Here is a 19,093-nt window from a genome sequence, read left to right on the forward strand (position 1 = left end):
ACCTCTCCCGTAAATGACGAGACTGGCGGCCGATCGGCACCGCCTTCGGCTCAACCAAATGAACAGCCTCGTTCGCCCCCCCCGAAGCCCGCACAACTCAGCGAATTCGAGGCGTATGTAAGCGGCCTCGCCGGTGCAACTGTCCGTCGTTTGGGTGCCGAGTTGATGTTGCCCAGTAGCGATGTTTCGCTGATCGAATCGAATCGCCAGGTGCCGCCAGACTACATTGTCGGGTTTGGCGACGAAATCCAACTCACGATCTGGGGTTCCGTCGATGCGGATCTGCGCCTCACAGTGGATCGTGCTGGCCGCATCGTCGTGCCGCGCGTGGGCCCCATCGTGGTGGCAGGCGCGCGACAAGCAGAACTGAACGAGTTGCTGACGCGCCGCGTCAGCCAAGTATTCAAGAACTTTCAGCTTAGCGCCTCGTTGGGCAAGCTACGCAGCATCCGCTACTACGTGACCGGTTTCGTGGAGCGCCCCGGCGCCTACAGTGTCAGCAGCCTGGCCACCGTGATGACGGGTCTCACCCAAGCCGGCGGCCCCTCGGGCAGTGGCAGCATCCGCAACATCGAACTGCGCCGGAACGGCCGGGTCGTGAGCCGTTTCGATCTCTACGACCTAATGGCCAAGGGCGACAAGCAAGCGGACGCGCCGCTGCAAGCCGACGACGTGCTGCACGTGGGGCCGGTGGGCCCACTGGTCGGCTTGATCGGCAGCTTCAACCGCGTTGCCGTGGTGGAATTGAAGGGTAGCGAAACGCTGGCTGATGCAGCCGCGTACGTCGGCGGCCTCACCACCGTGGCCGACACCCGCCGCCTGTCGCTGGAGCGCCTGAGCGACCGCAATGACCGTCGCGTGGTGGAACTGGCTCTGCCTGACTCCAGCACAATGAAGCTGGCCAACGGCGATGTGCTGCGCGCCTTCAACAGCGTCAGCGTAGCGCTGCCGCAAGCAAGGCAATACAAGCGCGTACGGGTGGAGGGCGAAGTGACCAAGCCCGGCGAGTACATCCTGCCACCCGGCACCACTCTGCCCGACATGCTTGCGGCCGCAGGAGGCCTGACCAACGAGGCCTACCTCTTCGGCGCGGAGTTCACTAGAGACAGCGTGCGGCGCGCGCAAGAGGCGCAGTACGACCGCGCCCTGCGAGACCTTGAGACCGACTTCACCCGCAGCACCTCCACGCAAAAGGTCAGCAACTCGGACGGCGCCATTGCGTTGAACCAGCAGCAGGCGGGCACGGCCAAGCTGATTGAGCGGCTGCGCGCGGTGCGCCCGACCGGGCGCATCGTGCTGGATCTGAGCGAAGACTCCCGCACCCCGCCCATGCTGGCCGTTGAAGATGGTGACCGGCTTTATGTGCCGGCAGTACCCAATACCGTAGGGGTGTTTGGCAGCGTGTTCAATGGCGGCAGCTACCTGATCAAGTCCGGCAGTTCCATTGAAGACATCGTTCGCGTGGCCGGCGGACCCACACGAGGTGCCGATGTGGGAAGCATGTTTGTGCTGCGTGCCAATGGCCGCGTCATCAGCGCTCGCCAGTCCAGCAGCGGCTGGTTTGGCGGAAGTTCGCTGCCGAATTTAATGGCTTTGCCAGGGGACACTGTCTTTGTGCCAGAGGAGTTGAACAAGACCACCTTCATGCAAGAGGCGAAGGACTGGACACAGATCCTGTACCAGTTTGGACTGGGTGCGGCAGCACTTGGAACATTGAAGAACAACTGAGTCGCGAGAGCCCACCTTGACCAGCCCCCTGACCACTGACAACCCCCAAGTATTGGATGACATTGAGGACACTTTACTGCTGCATAGAGTTTTGCTCGGGAGATGGCGTCTACTTGGCTGCTCCGCGATACTTGCCGGCTGCTTTGCACTCGGAGTCACATTCCTGATTCCCCCGACCTATACAGCACGCACCAGCTTTATTTCTCCCCAGCAACAAAGCTCAGCCGCTGCGGCCCTGGCTTCACTTGGCGCATTAGCCAATATCGCCGGCAGTTCTTCGGCTATCAAGAATCAGGCGGATCAACTCATCTCTCTGATGCAAAGCGCCACGATTAGCGACAACATCATTGACAAGTTCGGTTTGATGGACGTCTATGAATCGAAATTCCGGTCCCTGGCCCGTAAGCAGTTGTCGGAAAACGTGCGCATTGTTGCAGGCAAGAAGGATGGTCTGATTTACATCGAGGTTGATGACACAAGCCCGCAGCGCTCATCGGAAATCGCCAACACCTATGTCACGGAGCTGCGCCGCATGACCAGCACGTTGGCGCTGACAGAAGCCCAGCAGCGCCGCACCTTCTTCGAGAACCAGCTCAAGCAGACCAAGGAGCGCCTGAAGGCTGCGCAACTCGAGTTGCAGCGCAGCGGGTTCAGTGCGGGCGACCTCAATGCCGAGCCGAAGGCCGCCGCTGAGTCCTATGCACGCCTGAAAGCGGAGCACACCTCAGCGGAGGTCCGCCTGCAAGCCATGCGCTCCAGCCTGGCCGACGGCGCACCCGAGGTGCGTCGGGCTCAGGCCACTCTGGCAGGTCTGTCAGGGCGGCTCGCCAAGCTGGAAGAGACCAGCCACAGCCAGCTGAAGAATCAAGACAGCTATGTGAGCAAGTATCGCGATTACAAATACGAAGAAGCGCTGTTCGACATCTTCGCCCGCCAATATGAGCTGGCGAAATCCGATGAGAGCCGTGAAGGCTCCTTGATCCAGGTCATCGACCCAGCGATGCCGCCGGACCGCCGAACCAAGCCGCGCCGCGCGATTACCGCCATCGGTGGATTTATCGCAGGTCTTCTTGCCGCCTCCGCATATGTGGTGCTGAAACAGCGACGCAAATCCACTCCCTTTTGAATCATTGAAACCCTTCAACGGCCACTCATTAATCAGTTAGAACAGCCAAAAAATGGAAGAAAAGCTACGCAACGTCTTTGCAGACGCATTGGGCACCACGGAAGACCTGGTAGTGGACGATCTGAAGTACGCGGATTTCCCGAACTGGGATTCGGTCGCCCACATGGCCTTGATTGCCGCCATTGAAGAGGCTTTTGACATCATGATCGACGCCGAGGACGTGATCGATATGAGCAGCTTCGCCAGAGCCAAAACGATCGTCGCCAAGTACCTCTGACCTTCTCATGCAAGAACGCGTTGCCTTCATCACCGGCGCCTCGCGAGGTATTGGTGCGGCCTGCGCCCGGGCGCTCGCGGCAGATGGTTTCAAGCTTGTGGCACACGCCCGTAACGCCACTTCCCTGGACGAACTGCTGTCAACGTTGCCAGCAGGCGTTGGGGGTGAGTCCGTGCTGCGCCTCGCCTATGACATGTCCGATGGTGATGCCATTGGCAAAGCGTTTCAGGAGATCTTCAAGCGATTCCGCCGGCTGGATGTTCTGGTGAACAACGCCGGCATCATGGCACCAGCCAGTCTCGGCATGATTTCCCGGCAAGGGCTTTCTCAAACTCTTGACGTCAACCTGGCGGCCAGCGTTTTGCACATGCAAGGTGCCGCCAAGCTTATGGTCCGTGGTGGTGGTGGCTCCATTATCAATATGTCCTCGATCGTCGGTCGGTTCGGTTTTGAAGGACAGGTCCCATACTCGGCATCGAAAGCGGGCTTGATCGGCGCAACGCTGGCGGGGGCCAAGGAACTCGCTGCAAACAAAGTCCGCGTGAATGCGGTCGCACCTGGCTACATCGATACGGAACTCAACCGCCAGCACAGCGAAGACATGCACCGCCAGAACCTGGCACGCGTCCGGATGGGCCGCATGGGCACAGCGGACGAGGTGGCAGACTTGGTGCGCTTCCTTGCATCCGATCGTTCGACCTACATCACAGGCCAAGTCATCGGCGTGGACGGCGGAATGAGTCTATGAACTTCTGGGATCTTCCGCCCGGCGATGGCAGGACTATCGCCCTTGTCGATCCCAACGACCGCTACGTCAGCCGTGATCAGCTTCTGGAACTGGTTCGGCGGCATGAACTGGCGCTGGCGGCATGGGGCGAGCGCAGCTTTGGGCTATTGCTTTGCGCCAACCGAGCGGGGGACATCGCGCTTTATCTGGCCTGCCTCCGCCAAGGTCATGTGCCCCTGCTACTGGCGGCAGATACGCCCGCCGAGCAATTAAGCGCTCTTTGCCAGCTCTATCAACCGCAATGGATTGCGGGCGCCCCTGGCACCGACGGCCCCGTCGGTCAGGTCGATGCGCCGGCGATTGAATTGCATCCTTCACTTGGACTGCTGCTTAGCACCTCCGGCAGCACCGGCAGCCCGCGTTTGGTCCGTTTGTCACGCGAGGCGCTACAGGCCAATGCAGCATCGATCACGGAGTATCTGGCTCTGGGCCCCGAAGAGCGTGCCATAACGTCTCTGCCAATGAACTATTCATATGGCCTGTCTGTGATCAACAGCCATCTGCTGGCCCACGGCTCACTGGTTCTGAACAACGACAGCGCCCTCAGCCGCGACTTTGTGCGCAGGGTACGGGCCCATGGCGTGACGTCGGTCGCGGGCGTGCCCTATGTTTATCAGATGTTGATGCGCTCCGGCTTTTTCAAACAGGATCTGCCGACATTGCGGACTTTGACGCAGGCGGGCGGCAAAATGGATGACAAACTGATTCGCCAGGTTGCCGAGCATGCGAATGCAACAGGTCGAAGGTTTTTTGTGATGTATGGCCAGACCGAAGCCTGCGCACGCATCAGCTATGTTCCGGCGAATCGGCTGAAAGACAAGATCGGCTCTATTGGCGTGGCGATTCCACGCGGTCGCCTTAGTCTCAGTCCAAGCAATGACGAACTGGTCTATGAAGGCCCGAACGTCATGTTGGGCTACGCAGAACGCCGCGATGATCTCGCGAGGGGTGACGAATTGCAGGGCAGGCTGTTGACTGGAGATCTCGGCCGGGTCGATGAAGAGGGCTTCTTCTACATCACCGGTAGGCTGAAACGCTTCATCAAGGTCAGCGGCAATCGCATCGGGCTGGATGACGTCGAGCGAGCCCTGGAGGCGACGCTGCAGGTGCCCGTCTCTGTCGCCGGCCGGGACGACTGCCTAATCGCATGGATCGAGAGCGCCGAGCCGACATTGCTGACGCGCGCACGCGAGCACGTGCGCCATCAGTACGCCATCCATCACACCATGACGCGCCTAAAGCTCATCGAACAATTGCCCTTGTTGCCTACTGGCAAGAAAGACTACAGCCCCCTCTTGAGCAGCACATGACAAATACTGAGATGAGCATGGCCGGCATGCCGACGCATTGGCCATCGCTGCCTCTCGACATCGCCACGCCTTACGCCCACCGCGATGACATCAAGGCCCCCGCCTTGCTGGCGACGATGAATGAGCTGACGCGATGGCATCGTGAGCGGTGCCCGCCCTACGCCAACATCGTCGAGCGGATCTTCCGCAGTTGCGACGCGCATGCGCTTGAGGAAGTGCCCTATCTGCCGGTGCGCCTGTTCAAGACCAATGAACTGCGCAGCGTTCCAGAGGTAGAGGTCATCAAGACCCTCACATCCAGCGGTACAACAGGGCAAGCAGTCTCGCGGATATTCCTGGATCGCGAAACATCCATGCGTCAGACTCGTGTCCTGAGCGCCATCATGGCCTCATTCCTGGGCAAGAAGCGCTGGCCTATGGTGATCATTGATTCGGCCGACCTCTTGAAGGATCGTCGCCGATTCAATGCACGTGCCGCCGGCATCCTCGGCTTTTCCACCTATGGCCGCGATCACTTCTATTGCCTGGATGGTGCTTTGTCGTTAGACGCGGCAGCGTTGCAGAGCTATCTGGATCGCCATGCCGAGACGCCCATCCTGTTATTTGGTTTCACCTTCGTGATCTGGCAGGGCCTCTACCAAAGCGCGCTGCGACAGGGCGTTCGCTTGCGCTTTCCCAAAGGCAGTCTCCTGATTCATGGCGGCGGTTGGAAGCGGCTGCTCGATCAGCAGATCGACAACGCATCGTTCAAAGCCAGATTGAATGACCAGTTTGGCATTGACCATGTCTTCAACTATTACGGCATGGTTGAACAGGTCGGCTCCATCTTCATGGAATGCGAGCATGGGCATCTGCATAGCCCCAGCTATGCCGACATCATCATTCGCGACCCACATACGTTGCAGCCCCTGCCCTTAGGCAGGTCGGGCGTCATCCAGGTGGTCAGCGCGATTCCTCTGAGCTACCCCGGCCATTCGCTTCTGACAGAGGACGTGGGAATCGTGCACGGCCGGGACGATTGCGCCTGCGGCCGGGCGGGCAGTTATTTCTCGGTCAGCGGCCGACTGCCGCAAGTCGAAATGCGCGGCTGCAGCGACACACGGGTGATGGCATGAGTTCCGTGAAATATATCCTTGGCGCTGCGGCCGATGTGTCTATTCATGAGGTTCTGGCCCAGTTGAACCGTCAGCCCACCTGGCAACCCTTTGATACCCGTGCCATGGCGTTCGTGCGCCGCTTCTCGCAAAAGCTTCTCACCTCGGCCGGGATTCGTCAGCATCCCGAACTGGCCGCGCTGGGGCACTGGTTCAGAGGTGCCAATTTGCAGACGTTGGCCGCCAAGTATCAGCTGGAATCGTCGGAGTCCTTGATGCTGGGGCGTGGCCTAGCCTTTCATTTAGCACCCAGCAACGTGGACTCCGTGTTCATGTATTCCTGGCTGCTGTCTCTGCTGGCCGGCAATGTGAACATGGTGCGGGTATCGCAAAAGCCCAGCCCGGCCCAGGATTTCCTGATTTCGGCTCTGGCCCAGACCCTGGATGAGGAGATCGGCACCCCAATCCACGGCCGCATCGTGCTGCTGACCTATCCTCATGATGAGCAACTGACGCGTGACATTTCAGAGTCCTGCCTGATCCGCGTGGTGTGGGGCGGCGATGCCACGGTCCGCACGTTGCGCGCCATTCCATTGCGCCCGACCGCCATCGAAATCTGCTTCCCAGACCGATTCTCCGCCTGTGCGATTCATGCGGGAGCCATTCTGGCTGCCGACGACGCAGCAATGGCCAAGCTTGCCATGGAGTTCTATAACGACGCCTTCTGGTTTGCCCAGCAGGCCTGCTCATCACCGCGGCTGGTGGCATGGATAGGCGTGGACGACGACATCAACGAGGCAGCAGAGCGATTCTGGTCAGCGGTATCGCAGGAACTTGAGCGGCGTCAACCCGAAAACTCGGAGGCGATGAATATGGCGCGCGTAGCCGCCACTTTCGAATATGCCGCCGCCTGCATCGCCCGGCCGGCTCAGTCGCTGGTAGAAGGCATCACGCACCCGCTTCGCCTGCGCATGGAATCCGCACTGAATTCAACGGCCAAGGACATTCATTGCGGCAACGGCCTGTTCCTGGAAATCCGTCTGGAACATCTGGCCGACCTTGCCCCACAGCTGAGCGACAAGGAGCAGACACTCGCGGTGCACGGGTTTTCGCGCGATGAGCTGCTCAAGCTGGCTGTCGAACTTCCCCCGCGTGCGATTGATCGATTCGCCCGATTCGGCGAGGCGCTCGCGTTCGCACCCACCTGGGATGGGCAGGATCTGATCACCACATTCAGCCGCAAACTGCTGCTGCCCGCTGACTGATATCGCCATGCCGCGTCTATTTCACCAGTCCGCCTTTCTTGAGTGCCGCCGCACGCCGTGGGATGAGCATGTATTCGGGTTCCCATGCGCGGAAATCGTCTCGCTGGATGCCTCAGATCCTGTCGCACTCGCTCAACTACTGAAGCAGTTCGATGCATGGGCCCGCGCCGAGGGCGTGCGCTTCGCGTATGGCCGATTTGCGTCCACCGGCATCAACAAACAGGCGCTGCACGAGGCGGACTTCTATTTCGCCGAAGCCAGCTATCGCATCTACCACTCCAAGCTGCAGGCAAGCGAGAGCTTTGATCGCCTGATCCGCCCCGGCCCAGTGCTTGTCCCTGCCCGCGAAACTGATCTGCCAGTCCTGCAGCAGATTCTGGCGGACGACTTCCATCATGGCCGCATTCACGAGGATCCCTGGGTCAGTCCGGAACAGGCTGCCCAGCGAAACCGGAACTGGTTGCATGACCTAATGGTCCAGGGCCACGAAATCCTCAGCTATTGTCTCAAGGACGAGGTCATTGGTCTGCATATCCAGCGCAGCCGCGGGACCACCACGGATCTTGTGCTGACCGGCGTGAAGCGCAGCCACGCCTTACTCGGCGTATCCCTGTGGGCCGATGCACTGAAGATGAATCGTCTGCGCGGCGTGCGGGAAGCCCATACCCTGATTTCGGCGGCCAACATTCCGATCATGAATCTTTATCGGCGCTTCGAGTTTCAATTCGAATCCCTGCTCCTGGGATTCCACAAACGCTACCCATCGTGACGAACATTCCTTTCAACAAGCCTTACCTCCATGGGCGTGAGCTCGTCTATATCGCGCAAGCCGTTGGGTCGGGAAAGATCTCCGGTGATGGCATGTTCACCAAGAAATGCCACAGTTTCTTCGAGCAGCGCTATGGGTTTGCCAAGACGCTGATGACCACCTCGTGCACCGATGCGCTGGAGATGTGCGCGCTGCTGCTGGACATTCAGGAAGGTGATGAGGTCATCTTGCCCTCCTTCACCTTTGTATCCAGTGCCAATGCCTTCGCTTTGCGCGGTGCGAAGTTGGTATTTGCCGACAGTGCGCCCGACAACCCCAACATCGATGCCAGCCTCCTGGAGGCGCTGGTCACCCCGCGAACTCGCGCCATCGTCGTGGTGCACTACGCTGGCGTCGCCTGCGACATGGACCCCATCCTTGCAATGGCAAAGCGTCATGGCATCACGGTGGTCGAGGATGCTGCGCAGGCCATTGATTCGTACTACAAGGGCTATCCGCTGGGCGGGCTAGGCGAATTGTCCGCATTCTCTTTTCACGAGACGAAGAATGTCATCGCCGGCGAAGGAGGCCTTCTAGCCATCAATGACACCCGCCTGAGCGCACGAGCGGAGATCATTCGCGAAAAGGGCACGAACCGGAGTTCGTTCTTCCGCGGCGAGGTGGACAAGTACGGCTGGGTTGACGTCGGCTCCTCCTTCCTGCCCTCGGACATCATTTCCGCCTATCTGTATGCGCAGCTGGAGGTGCTAGACACCATACAGCTGCGCCGCAAGGCGATCTGGCAACGGTATTGGGATAACCTCGCGCCCGTGCTGCCCGAGTTCGGCGTCACTTTGCCGGTGATCCCGGAATGGGCGACCAACAACGCCCACATGTTCTATCTGGTGTGCAACGGGCTGGAGCAGCGCTCCGACCTGATCGCCAAGCTCAAGGCCGCCGGCATCAACGCGGTTTTCCACTACCTCTCGTTGCACGACAGCCCCTACTTCCAGCAGAAACACGACGGCCGTCCGCTGCCCCATAGCGACCGCTTTGCCAACTCCCTGGTGCGCCTGCCGTTCTACTACGAGCTGTCGGACTCGGATGTGGACCGGGTCTCGGAGACCATCATCACCGCGCTGCGTCAGCGGTGATGGGACCGGTGTTCCTCGCGGAACCCAGGCTGCCACCATGAATTTCAAGACTGCCGGCCTCTTGATCGGGGCCTCGACGGTGCTGCGCCTGCTGGGAGGGGTGCTCACCGTCAAAGTCATCGCCGTCAGCACCGGTCCTGAAGGCCTGGGGCAGCTCGGCCAATTGATGAGCCTGCTGGCCATCTGCGTGATGCTGGCTGCGGGTGGCACCCAGAACGGCGTCGTCACCGGCCTGGCGCAGCGGGCCATGGATCCGGTGGCACGTCAGCGCTTTTGGAGCACGGCTTGCAGCCTGGGCTTCGGCGCGTCCGCGATCGCCGCACTGGTGATCGTGCTCAGCGCCTCATCGCTGAGTCAGTGGCTATTCAAGTCGTCCGACTTCGTCACCGTGATCCGCCTGTTCGCGGTGCTACAGCTGGCACTGTGCTTTTCGGCCCTGGCCTCTGGCCGGGTGATCGCGGACAAGCAAACCGGCACCTTCGCCGCCGTCACGTCGATCGCGGTGGTGATCGGCCTCAGCGGCTTGTCCTGGCTGTCCTGGAACTGGGGCGTCGCGGGTGCCGCCTATGGCCTGCTCTGGTCGGCCTCCTGCCCGGCCATTGCCTATGCGATTCACCGGTTGTGGCGCCACGGCTGGCCGCAATCGCTAAGGCTTCACTTCAACCGGCCGGATGCGCTCTACCTCGGCAAATTCAGCCTGATGGTGGTGATCTCGGCGATCGCCATGCCGGTCGTACAGATACTGCTGCGCGACCATCTGCTGGCTCATGGTGGTTGGGCGGCGGTTGGCGGCTGGCAGGCGGTTCTACGTTTTTCCGACGCATCGCTTCAGTTTGTGGGTGTCCTGCTGAGCAGCTATTTCCTGCCCCGCATCAGCACTGTCACCGACCGGGCCTCGCTTCAACGGCATGTTGGCGAGGCCTACCGGTTTCTGATCCCCATCGTAGTGTTGATCACGGCCTCGGCCTACTTCTTCGCGTCCCATTTTGTTGCCCTGCTGTTTTCCAGGGAATTTGGCGCCGCGGTCGGGCTCCTGCCCTGGCAGTCCGTGGGCGATGCCTTGCGTTCCCTGTCGCTGGTGCTTGGTTTTGTGGGCCTGTCTCGCGGCAACCTCAAGTTGCACATCAGCGCCGAGTTTTTTCAGGGTGGCCTCATGCTCGCTGCCGGATGGTTCCTGATCAGCCAGCATGGCCCGATTGGCGCCACCTACGCTTACGTCCTGACTTACGCGCTCTACCTGCCGCTCTGCGTTCTGGTGTATCGACTTTATCTGCGCCGCTTGCCAGCCATCGCACCGCACTAGGTCCCCATGCACATCCTCTTCATCTATGTCGGCCTGCCTCTTGGCGGCATTGAAACCCTGCTGGTACGGCTGAGCCAGGCGCTGTCCCGCTCCGGCGCGCGCGTTTCGGTGCTTCTGGCCACCCGAAAGGGTGATGCGGGGCTGCTCGCCCAACTAGGCCAGGGCGCTCGGGTGGCTTATCTGGATGAGTTCCTCCCCCGCGGCCCCTGGAGCCCTATCCAGGACAAGCCCTTGCTCCGTTTTGCATTGCCCCTGGATGGCGCCGCCCTGAGGCAATGGCTAGGCGGCACGCCGGATGTCTGCCACGCCGCGGATGTAGGCGCACTGCTGCTGGCGGCGAGGCTGCAATCCGCGGTTGATATTGGCCGCGTGACGGCTGGCGTCTATCACGACCGGGAATACTTGTTCGACGACGAATCCCACAACCAGTTCGTGCGCACGGCGGCCTCGCTCTTCAGATCGCTCCCACCTCGAAATGTGGTGTTCTTCAATGAGAACTCCGTACGACTCCACTGCGAGCGATTTGGTCAGGATTACACGCAAAGCACCTTGACGCCCATTGGCGTCGATCTCCAGCGGCTGGGAAGCGCGGCGCTGGGTCGGCCATCAAGGCGGATTGTCTCGATTGGCCGCCTGACACCGTTCAAGACCTACAACACCCACATGATCGAGACCATCGCCCGCATGCGGACGATGGGGCTTGAATTCCAGTATGAGATCTACGGCACCGGCGAATGTGAAGACGCGTTGCGGGCGCAGATTGCGCAGTCGAACCTGCAGGACCTCGTCCACCTGAAAGGCGCGCTCGCCTACGAGCGCATGCGTGAGGTGCTGGACGGGGCGCTGGCCTTTGTCGGCAGCGGCACCGCCCTGATCGAGGCGTCAGCGGCCGGCATTCCCGCAATCATCGGCATCGAGCATGCGGCGGATGCCAGCACCTACGGTTTCCTTCACGAGCTGAAGGGGCTGTCTTATCACGACGCCGGGCTTCCCTACGCTTTGACCACCTTCGACGCATGCTTGCTGGCGCTGAGCCAAGCCTCCGGCGGTGAATATGCCGAGCTCGCGCGCCGGGCACAGGCCCGCGCACAGGACTTCGGCCTGGAGCGGACGGCCGCTGACTTCGCTCAATTGGCCGTCATGGCACAGCCGGCATTTGTCGACCGCTATCACCTCGGTGCGCTGATGAGCATCATGCTGAACGCAAGCATGCTGGTGCTGCGCTGGCACGCATCGCGCGGCCGTGCGCGCTTCTTTGACCGCCACTCCAATGTCACTCACCGCTGACACTGCGCCCCCTGTCCGAGCGCAAGCCAGACGCTTGCGCAAATCCGCGCGGCCCAACGTGGCCCTGCTGATCGGACTGCTGCTGCTGCCCTTCTGGGTGGACAGCGTGGCCATGCTCATCTATGTGGGCACGGGATCTGCCTCGCTGTATTCGCTGGCGATTCAGGGCGTCGATATTGTGGCTCTGCTCGGCCTGGCCATGGGCGCGAGGCGGGGTGTGGGCATCCTGCTGAAAACCTACGGCTGGTGGATAGCGGCACCTGCAGGCCTGTATGGCATTGCACTGATCTCATCCCTGGCCTCGGGCAGTGGTAACCATGAGTTCATGCTCGCGGCCATGCGTTATACGGTCTGGGTCGCCTTCATCGCCGCGGTACTGTCGCGCCCCAATGGCTATCTACCTCCGGCCAGCAACGCCAATGAAAAGGTTGATCCCCTCACCGCAGCGCTGAGTTCCATCTCCATGGTGATCGCGGCCCTGTCGGTCTTTCAACTGCTGTTCTCGAGCGTGCTCGCACCGATGCTGCAGAGCATCCACGAGGGCTTCACACCTACTGACAAGACCAATGCCGTTCTGACCAGCCTGAGCCTCGGGAAAGGTTTCGCCTCGCTCACCCTGCGCAATCCGATCGAGTTGAGCTATGTGGGCCTGGCACTGCTGTGCGTCGCCCTGACGCGGCGCACCGGTACCTACATGGTGGCGGCGGCGCTCATCATCATTGTTTGCGGACGCTCCAACACAACCATCCTGGCGGCGCTGGCCGTCGGGCTGGTGCACAGCCTGAAGGGCAAATCCTGGCTGCGTCGTTTCCGCTGGCCGATGGCTTTCGGGCTGGCGGCCATCGCCGGCCTTTTTCTCTGGTTTCTACCCGAGATCTATCTGGGCGAGGGCAACACCTGGGACGATTTCATCGTCGTGCTGACCTACCAGCGGCTGGGCATGCTGCTGGCCCTGCCGGAACTGCTGTCCGAAGGCGGTTCGCGCCTGCTCTTCGGCGGCATGCCCACCCCCTTGATTGACCTGGTCGAGTCCCTGTATGCCGCAGGCCTGCTGCCCGAGCTGTTCGCCGACGGGGGCGCGATCGCAGTGTTCGACATCATGTGGTTCGGCTTTCTGCTGGTGGGTGGATTGCCCTTCGTGCTGGGTGGGGCGGCGCTGATTGGCCTCGGCCTGAGGCCATCCGGCCGCAGCGACAGTTCCCACACACCCGACACCGCTGCGCTGCAGCTGATGTGCGTCGGCATCCTGGTTGTTTCCTTCTCTTCCCAGATACTTCTTTCGCGGTACGGGCTTTATTTCCTCTGCTACTTCCTGGCCGCTACGGCGGTTAGCCAATGGCGTGCCACACAGGCGAAATCATCAGAATAAGAACTGACCAGAATGCGCATACTGCAACTCAACAACTTCGAGGACATTCGAGGGGGATCGGACCGGGTCTATCAGCTAACCGCGCGCATGTTGCTGGACAAGGGGCATGAGGTCGCCACCATCGCCTGCGGCGATACCAGCTTTGATGCGCGCAAGGAGAGCGTGCTGCTGCCCCAGAACGGCTATGTCAGCGCCAATCCGATCTCCACACTGCGCAACATCCGGCAATTCATTTACCGACCGGAGGCTGCACATCAAGTCAGGGCGTTGGTAAAAAGATTTCAGCCCGAGGTCGCCCACCTGCACATCTTCTATGGACAGCTGAGTTCCTCCGTTCTTGCCACATTGTCCGAGCTCGGGATTCCATGCGTCATGACGGTTCATGAGTACCGCATGTTGTGCCCGGTTTCCACCATGTACACCCAGCGCCTTGGCGTGTGCGAGCGCTGCGCCCGCGGCGGCGTCGCAAACGCCGTGACCCATCGCTGCAATCGAGGCAGCATGCTGGCCAGCGGGCTCTCCGCCATGGAAGCCTGGGTGCGGGACAGCAAGTACGCCTATCAGGCCAACGTCGATCACTTCCTGATGGTTTCGGAGTTCTGCCGAAACAAGCACATCGAGTACCTGCCGGATATCGCACGGCAATCATCCGTCCTCTACAACTTTGTGTCGGACAAGGATGTCGCCGCGGCGCCAGCGCCGGTTGGCGCCGATGCACCCTTCCTCTATGCCGGCCGCCTCTCTCATGAGAAGGGGGTGCGGCTGCTGTGCGACGCCTTCTCCAAGAGGCCCCAACTGCAACTGCGGATTGCGGGCACCGGCCCCTCGCTGGACGAGCTGGTCCGCGACTACGTTGCGATCGCCAACATCCAGTTCCTCGGCAAACTCGACAGCGCCAATCTCAAGCGGGAACTACAGAGGGCCAAGTTCTCCATCGTTCCATCGGAGTGGTACGAAAACAATCCTATGGCGATTCTGGAGAGCTTTGGCGTCGGCACCCCTGTCCTTGGCGCGGAAATTGGCGGCATTCCAGAGCTGGTGCGCTCCGGCGAGACCGGCTTTCAGTTCCAGCCATCCAGCCTCGATTCGTTGCTGGCGGCCATCGATCACGCCAATGAAGTCTCGCCTGCCGAGCTCCAGGCATTGGGCGAAAACGCCATCGCGCTGATCCGGGAGCGCCACTCGGAAGGCGCTTACTACGAACAGCTCATGGCCGGATACCAGCGCGCCATCGCCTGGCGACAAGCCCACTGAACCATGACCATTCGACTTGCATTCATTGGCGCGGCCGGAATTCCCAACCGCTATGGCGGCTTTGAGTCCTTCCTAGAGCATTGCGCCCCCGTCTTCGCCATGCACGGTATCCAGACAGTTGTCACCTGCGATGCCCGCCTTTACGCAGATGATCGGGACACGGACTTCCGCGGCGTCCGCCGGGAGTTCATCAACATATCCGCCAACGGGGGCGCCTCGGTGGCTCATGACCTGGCGGCCTTTTTGCGGGTCTTCCTCTCCAGCAGCCATATCGTTGTTCTGGGTGTATCAGGCGGCCCCTGGTTTCCGTTCTTCCGCCTGGCCTGCGCGCTGACCGGCAAGACGCTGGCCGTCAACATCGATGGCGTCGAATGGCGTCGGACCAAGTTCTCGCGCTTCAAGCGACTGCTGCTGAAGGTCTTCGACACGCTGGCCCAGCGCTTCTCCCACCAGGTCATCTATGACAGCCAAGGCCTGCGGGATTTCCTGCTGCCCTCCTCGCTGCGCAAATCAAGCTGCATCGCCTATCCGGGCGACCATGTCCGGCGGCTAGGTGATGCGGCACCTACAGCAGGGACCGCGCTGACAATTTGCCGGATCGAACCCGAGAACAATCTCGAACTGTTGATCGACGGCTTCCTCCAGTCATCGCTCAAGGAGTACACGATCGTTGGCAACTGGAACCACAGCAGCTACGCCAGCGCACTGCGCGCCTGCTACGCCAACGAGCCCCGGCTGAAGCTGCTGGACCCCATCTATGACGCCGGCAAATTGGCGGAGCTGCGCGAGCGCTGCGCCTACTACCTGCATGGCCACAGCGTAGGCGGAACCAACCCGTCCCTGGTGGAGATGCTTTTCTACGATTGCCAGATCGCCTGCTTCGACGTGTCATTCAATCGATACACCGCGGAAACCTTCGCCCGCTATTTCGCCACGCCAGGCCAGTTGGCGGCGCTGCTGGATTCGGCAGATCAACCGGCATCGATTGAAAGCCGTGCCAGGCTGCGTTCGCGTTACAGCGCAGAGCAAATCGCCCAGGCCTATCTCCAAGCCATCACCCGCTGAGCCAGATGTGAACATGCAGATCCAGACGATTGCGTGGCGGACGTTTTGCCTGTGCGTGCTTCCCTATTTGTGGGTGGCGGCGAACTCCTGGCACACCTTCACTGGATACAGCCGGTTCTATATCTCGGCAGGCGTCGTGCTCAATTCCGTGCTGCTGGCGGCCATCACAGTGATTGCCGCCGTGACGGCCAGGCATGTCCCGCGCTTCACGGTGGCGGCGCGTCGCCTGGTCTGGCTGGGCGCGGCCGCGCTGATCACCATCTCGTTTGTCTATAGCTTCCTGGTGTTCATGCCCTGGGCCCAGGCCTACAAGCTGGCCACCCTGCCCATCGTCCTTGCCCTGGCTCTGGCCGCGGTGGTGAGCGCGCGCGCGTTCAAGGCCATCGCGGCAGGCCTGGCAATCGCCGTGCTGCTGGCAATCGCACAGGCCACGCTGCTGGGAACAGGTGTCGGCAAATCAAGACTGCCGGACCTGGCTACCTCCCAAGCACCGGCGCCAGCGCCGCTGGACACCACCCGCAAGCTGCCCAACATCTATCTGCTGATGTTTGACGCGATGAGCAGCTCCGCGCATTACCAGTCCACCTTCGGCAACGCCCCGCCTTGGCAGGAGTACCTGATCTCCCAGAACCTGAGGGAGGTTCCCGGCGCGCTGTCCTCCCGCCCCTACTCCATCCAATCCGTCATCGACATCCTGCAGGAGCGTCCCATGCAGTGGAGCGAGTTTGGTGAAAGCCCGGCCCTGGAGTCCGCGCACCTCAGCATTGACTCCAAAAGCCCCGCCCTTGATCGCGCTCATGCACTGGGATATCGCGTCGGCTTTCTCTATCAGAACAACTATTTCGGCCAGCTGCATCCACTACGCCATCTGGATGCCTATCTTCCCGAGAGGAGTATCGGCCTTTGCTCATTGGCGCCTATTAGGGTGGGCTTTCATCTCTGCCGCGGAACCAATGCGTGGATCGAGCGCCTACTGGGCGAGACCAACGAGATCCTCGCCCACCAACAGGAAACCCGGCAATTCATGGAGCGCGTCATCAATGAAGGCCACCCCTGGATCACTTGGTCCTACATAGCGCTTCCTGAACACACCAGTCTAGTCTATAGAGAATACAGCCCGGCTGATCGCACCGAGTTTCATGAAACGCACAGAGAAAACTCGCAGAGAGCGCTGCAGATCATGCGGGACTACCTGAACTTGCTCAACGCTCGCGACCCCAACGCGGTGGTGGTCATATTCGGCGATCACGGCCTAATTCGCTCGCGCGGTTGGAGTTCAGACAAGGGCGTCATGAAACTCTTCCCCAGTACACTTAAGACTTTGGATGAGCGCAGTATCGGTCTGTTTGTTCGGCCAGCCAATTTTTGCACCGACAAAATTCGGCCAGACTACCATCTGCAGAATCTGATGGGCGATCTTCTCCAATGCATGGACGCGTACACGCCGAAGGCGGTGATTTCAGGATGAAGGAGATTGCTGCTCACCGAGGCCGTGTGGAAACGCGAAGTTGGTTGACCTCGGTACCGGAGCGCACGACGAGGACGATTTGAAGGCCTTGCGGAGCTACCACTAGGTAGTCCAAGAAATCGTCCGCATCCCCGGCGGGTCAGGTTTCGGAGAAAACACACTCTTACAACAGCGTGCGGTTGCACTCCAAACTGAGAAAACTGCACCCAATGCCTTCGTGCATCTACACGCAGTCAAACAACCTACCGCCGTGTCCGAGAAAACTTGACGAGCATACCTGGCGCTTTTATGTCGCCTGAATAATATGTCTGCGCGGCCGACTCAAAGAACCCGCTCCATCAGAACAAGCACACGTTCGCCTACGCCCAATTTAACCTGATCGACCACTTCAAATCTGGCAGCGGCAAATGCCGCCTTCTGCCGGTCTATCCCGAACTCTAAAGGGTCGCGCAAGCGCTGTTCGCATAACGAACGCAACTGGACATCCTCACTAGAGATCAACTCAACGATCAGCCAGCGGCGCGTACAACGCGCTGCAAACGCAGCGATCTCGGGCAATGGAATTGACGCGCCAACCGCTAAGTGATGTATGAGGGCCAGCATCAGCGTTACATCTGCCGACTGTGTCAATCTATCGGCTAGACCCGGATGCTCTCGCCCTGCCCAGCCTCGGCCACCGCTCAGGTCGTCGAGGTGCGCGACGACTGGATGCAGGCCGGGATCACCGCTGGACCAGACGCGCTCCATGGCCCCATGGTCTGCATCGACGGCGATCACCTGTGCGCCGGCACCGGTGGCGATTCGGCTGAACTCGCCGGCGTTGCAGCCCAGGTCCAGGGCCCATGCGGGCTTAAGGCGCGTGAGCCACTTCCCCACCTGTTGCCGCTTCAACGCCAGCGTGTTGGCCTCGTAGTGCGCGCGTGCCTCGGCGTAGTCCTGCCAGTACGTCGCCTTGCCCACCCGATCAGGGCGTGGGCTCACCCCTTCGAGCATCCAGGAAAGTCCGCCCAGCAAGGAGTTGCGGAACGCTTTGATCGCTTTGCCGTCGTAGTCACGCACGGGAGACTGCGAGACCGCGTCATGCGCGTCCCGTGTCGGGCTGCTGACCATCAACGGCCAGTAGCGGCCGAGAAACCGACGCGGCCCAAGCATCTCCCGCGCTACTTGCTCGGGCACGCCATCCCGCCACATCGAGAAAGCCTGATGCGCCTGCAGCCCGCGCCGGCGGGATAGCAGCAACGGAAGGATGAAGTGCCGCGCGAACTGGCCTGCGGCCCACCACTTCCTGTCCCGCAGGGGCTGAAACGACATCAGATCACAAAACACGGGTCGCGTGCCGTCGAAGATGACATTCCACGCCGACGCGTCCTTGAGGTCGAAACCAGCGGCCACCGCCTCCTGCTGCAGGCGCAGGGTCAAGCGGGCCGCGGCATACAACTGGCTGTCACACCATTCAAAGGGATGGGTGACGAACTGCAGACGCCGCGCCGCCACGACCGTGGGCGAGAGCATCTCAAATGAAACCAGATCGCCGCGATCCATCCAAGCACGGGCAAGGTCTGAATGCAGGAAATGGTCGGCGGGCAGCGCTTCGTTCAGGTGGCGCAGCACCCGGTCTGCCTCAAAAGTGAGTGACGCTTGCGGATCTCTCATTTGCGCCGGATCTTGGCGATCAGGCGCTTGAGCGCTGCCAAGGGATTGCGCACGGCGACGACCACTGCCCCGACGATGGCGATCAGCCCCTGCAACAGCATCAACCCGCTGCCGGGATCGACATACGCGAAGGCGGTCCCCGGCAAGGCGATCATCCCTAGCGTCAGAACGACTTTGCTTCTCTGGTTCATTTTCATCATCGGCG

17 protein-coding genes are annotated in these 19,093 nt (G+C 60.8%); 15 read left to right on the top strand and 2 right to left on the bottom strand.

From position 1 onward, the window contains the following. The first annotated feature begins 165 nt into the window (after positions 1-165). Genes AC1Q7O_RS21905 through AC1Q7O_RS21975 form a run of 15 tightly spaced genes read left to right on the top strand, consistent with a single transcriptional unit; the run spans position 166 to position 17,235 of the window. Positions 166-1,728 (top strand): SLBB domain-containing protein, encoded by a 1,563-nt coding sequence (locus AC1Q7O_RS21905; protein ID WP_492660516.1) that lies wholly within the window; start codon positions 166-168, stop codon positions 1,726-1,728. A gap of 16 nt (positions 1,729-1,744) precedes the next feature. Continuing rightward, positions 1,745-2,854 (top strand): Wzz/FepE/Etk N-terminal domain-containing protein, encoded by a 1,110-nt coding sequence (locus AC1Q7O_RS21910; RefSeq protein WP_492660515.1) that lies wholly within the window; start codon positions 1,745-1,747, stop codon positions 2,852-2,854. A 52-nt stretch (positions 2,855-2,906) separates the two neighbouring features. Then, complete coding sequence (locus tag AC1Q7O_RS21915) at positions 2,907-3,131, top strand: acyl carrier protein (protein WP_492660514.1); 225 nt, start codon at positions 2,907-2,909, stop codon at positions 3,129-3,131. Positions 3,132-3,138: 7 nt separating this feature from the next. Further along, positions 3,139-3,879 carry an SDR family NAD(P)-dependent oxidoreductase gene (locus AC1Q7O_RS21920; RefSeq protein WP_492660513.1) on the top strand — a complete coding sequence of 247 codons (741 nt, stop codon included), beginning with the start codon at positions 3,139-3,141 and terminating at the stop codon, positions 3,877-3,879. Beyond that, positions 3,876-5,228 (top strand): AMP-binding protein, encoded by a 1,353-nt coding sequence (locus AC1Q7O_RS21925; RefSeq protein ID WP_492660512.1) that lies wholly within the window; start codon positions 3,876-3,878, stop codon positions 5,226-5,228. Before AC1Q7O_RS21920 ends, AC1Q7O_RS21925 begins: the two co-directional genes overlap by 4 nt. Before the next feature lie 11 nt (positions 5,229-5,239). Next, positions 5,240-6,343 (top strand): LuxE/PaaK family acyltransferase, encoded by a 1,104-nt coding sequence (locus tag AC1Q7O_RS21930; RefSeq protein WP_492662741.1) that lies wholly within the window; start codon positions 5,240-5,242, stop codon positions 6,341-6,343. Further along, positions 6,340-7,587 carry an acyl-CoA reductase gene (locus tag AC1Q7O_RS21935; protein ID WP_492660510.1) on the top strand — a complete coding sequence of 416 codons (1,248 nt, stop codon included), beginning with the start codon at positions 6,340-6,342 and terminating at the stop codon, positions 7,585-7,587. The genes AC1Q7O_RS21930 and AC1Q7O_RS21935 overlap by 4 nt, the downstream gene beginning before the upstream one ends. A gap of 7 nt (positions 7,588-7,594) precedes the next feature. Further along, a complete protein-coding gene (locus AC1Q7O_RS21940; protein ID WP_492660509.1) occupies positions 7,595-8,356 on the top strand; it encodes a hypothetical protein in 762 nt (253 codons plus the stop codon). Next, positions 8,353-9,489 (top strand): dTDP-4-amino-4,6-dideoxygalactose transaminase, encoded by a 1,137-nt coding sequence (gene rffA / locus AC1Q7O_RS21945; RefSeq protein ID WP_492660508.1) that lies wholly within the window; start codon positions 8,353-8,355, stop codon positions 9,487-9,489. Before AC1Q7O_RS21940 ends, rffA begins: the two co-directional genes overlap by 4 nt. A 37-nt stretch (positions 9,490-9,526) precedes the next feature. After that, a complete protein-coding gene (locus tag AC1Q7O_RS21950; RefSeq protein ID WP_492660507.1) occupies positions 9,527-10,792 on the top strand; it encodes an O-antigen translocase in 1,266 nt (421 codons plus the stop codon). A gap of 6 nt (positions 10,793-10,798) precedes the next feature. Beyond that, a complete protein-coding gene (locus tag AC1Q7O_RS21955; RefSeq protein WP_492660506.1) occupies positions 10,799-12,079 on the top strand; it encodes a glycosyltransferase in 1,281 nt (426 codons plus the stop codon). Positions 12,080-12,137: 58 nt separating this feature from the next. Further along, positions 12,138-13,448, top strand: coding sequence for a hypothetical protein (locus AC1Q7O_RS21960; protein ID WP_492660505.1), 1,311 nt, complete (start codon positions 12,138-12,140; stop codon positions 13,446-13,448). A gap of 12 nt (positions 13,449-13,460) precedes the next feature. Then, entirely contained in the window at positions 13,461-14,702 is a 1,242-nt protein-coding gene (locus tag AC1Q7O_RS21965; RefSeq protein WP_492660504.1) for a glycosyltransferase, read from the top strand. Between the two features lie 3 nt (positions 14,703-14,705). After that, entirely contained in the window at positions 14,706-15,767 is a 1,062-nt protein-coding gene (locus AC1Q7O_RS21970) for a DUF1972 domain-containing protein (protein WP_492660503.1), read from the top strand. Positions 15,768-15,774: 7 nt separating this feature from the next. Further along, positions 15,775-17,235, top strand: coding sequence for a hypothetical protein (locus tag AC1Q7O_RS21975; RefSeq protein ID WP_492662742.1), 1,461 nt, complete (start codon positions 15,775-15,777; stop codon positions 17,233-17,235). Positions 17,236-17,556: 321 nt separating this feature from the next. Here the strand turns inward: AC1Q7O_RS21975 and AC1Q7O_RS21980 are convergent, their stop codons facing one another. Together AC1Q7O_RS21980 and AC1Q7O_RS21985 are read right to left on the bottom strand one after the other, a co-directional pair. Beyond that, positions 17,557-18,888 carry a hypothetical protein gene (locus tag AC1Q7O_RS21980; protein WP_492662743.1) on the bottom strand — a complete coding sequence of 444 codons (1,332 nt, stop codon included), beginning with the start codon at positions 18,886-18,888 and terminating at the stop codon, positions 17,557-17,559. Beyond that, a complete protein-coding gene (locus tag AC1Q7O_RS21985) occupies positions 18,885-19,085 on the bottom strand; it encodes a hypothetical protein (RefSeq protein ID WP_492662744.1) in 201 nt (66 codons plus the stop codon). Before AC1Q7O_RS21985 ends, AC1Q7O_RS21980 begins: the two co-directional genes overlap by 4 nt. Between the last annotated feature and the right edge of the window lie 8 nt (positions 19,086-19,093).

Source organism: Roseateles sp. GW823-FHT07B05 (assembly GCF_058794515.1).

Coding starts and splice junctions, on each gene's coding strand:
- AC1Q7O_RS21905 (WP_492660516.1), top strand. CDS start 166: ATGTTGCCCAGTAGCGATGTTTCGCTGATCGAATCGAATCGCCAGGTG.
- AC1Q7O_RS21915 (WP_492660514.1), top strand. CDS start 2,907: ATGGAAGAAAAGCTACGCAACGTCTTTGCAGACGCATTGGGCACCACG.
- AC1Q7O_RS21920 (WP_492660513.1), top strand. CDS start 3,139: ATGCAAGAACGCGTTGCCTTCATCACCGGCGCCTCGCGAGGTATTGGT.
- AC1Q7O_RS21925 (WP_492660512.1), top strand. CDS start 3,876: ATGAACTTCTGGGATCTTCCGCCCGGCGATGGCAGGACTATCGCCCTT.
- AC1Q7O_RS21930 (WP_492662741.1), top strand. CDS start 5,240: ATGAGCATGGCCGGCATGCCGACGCATTGGCCATCGCTGCCTCTCGAC.
- AC1Q7O_RS21935 (WP_492660510.1), top strand. CDS start 6,340: ATGAGTTCCGTGAAATATATCCTTGGCGCTGCGGCCGATGTGTCTATT.
- AC1Q7O_RS21940 (WP_492660509.1), top strand. CDS start 7,595: ATGCCGCGTCTATTTCACCAGTCCGCCTTTCTTGAGTGCCGCCGCACG.
- AC1Q7O_RS21950 (WP_492660507.1), top strand. CDS start 9,527: ATGAATTTCAAGACTGCCGGCCTCTTGATCGGGGCCTCGACGGTGCTG.
- AC1Q7O_RS21955 (WP_492660506.1), top strand. CDS start 10,799: ATGCACATCCTCTTCATCTATGTCGGCCTGCCTCTTGGCGGCATTGAA.
- AC1Q7O_RS21965 (WP_492660504.1), top strand. CDS start 13,461: ATGCGCATACTGCAACTCAACAACTTCGAGGACATTCGAGGGGGATCG.
- AC1Q7O_RS21970 (WP_492660503.1), top strand. CDS start 14,706: ATGACCATTCGACTTGCATTCATTGGCGCGGCCGGAATTCCCAACCGC.
- AC1Q7O_RS21980 (WP_492662743.1), bottom strand. CDS start 18,888: ATGAGAGATCCGCAAGCGTCACTCACTTTTGAGGCAGACCGGGTGCTG.
- AC1Q7O_RS21985 (WP_492662744.1), bottom strand. CDS start 19,085: ATGAAAATGAACCAGAGAAGCAAAGTCGTTCTGACGCTAGGGATGATC.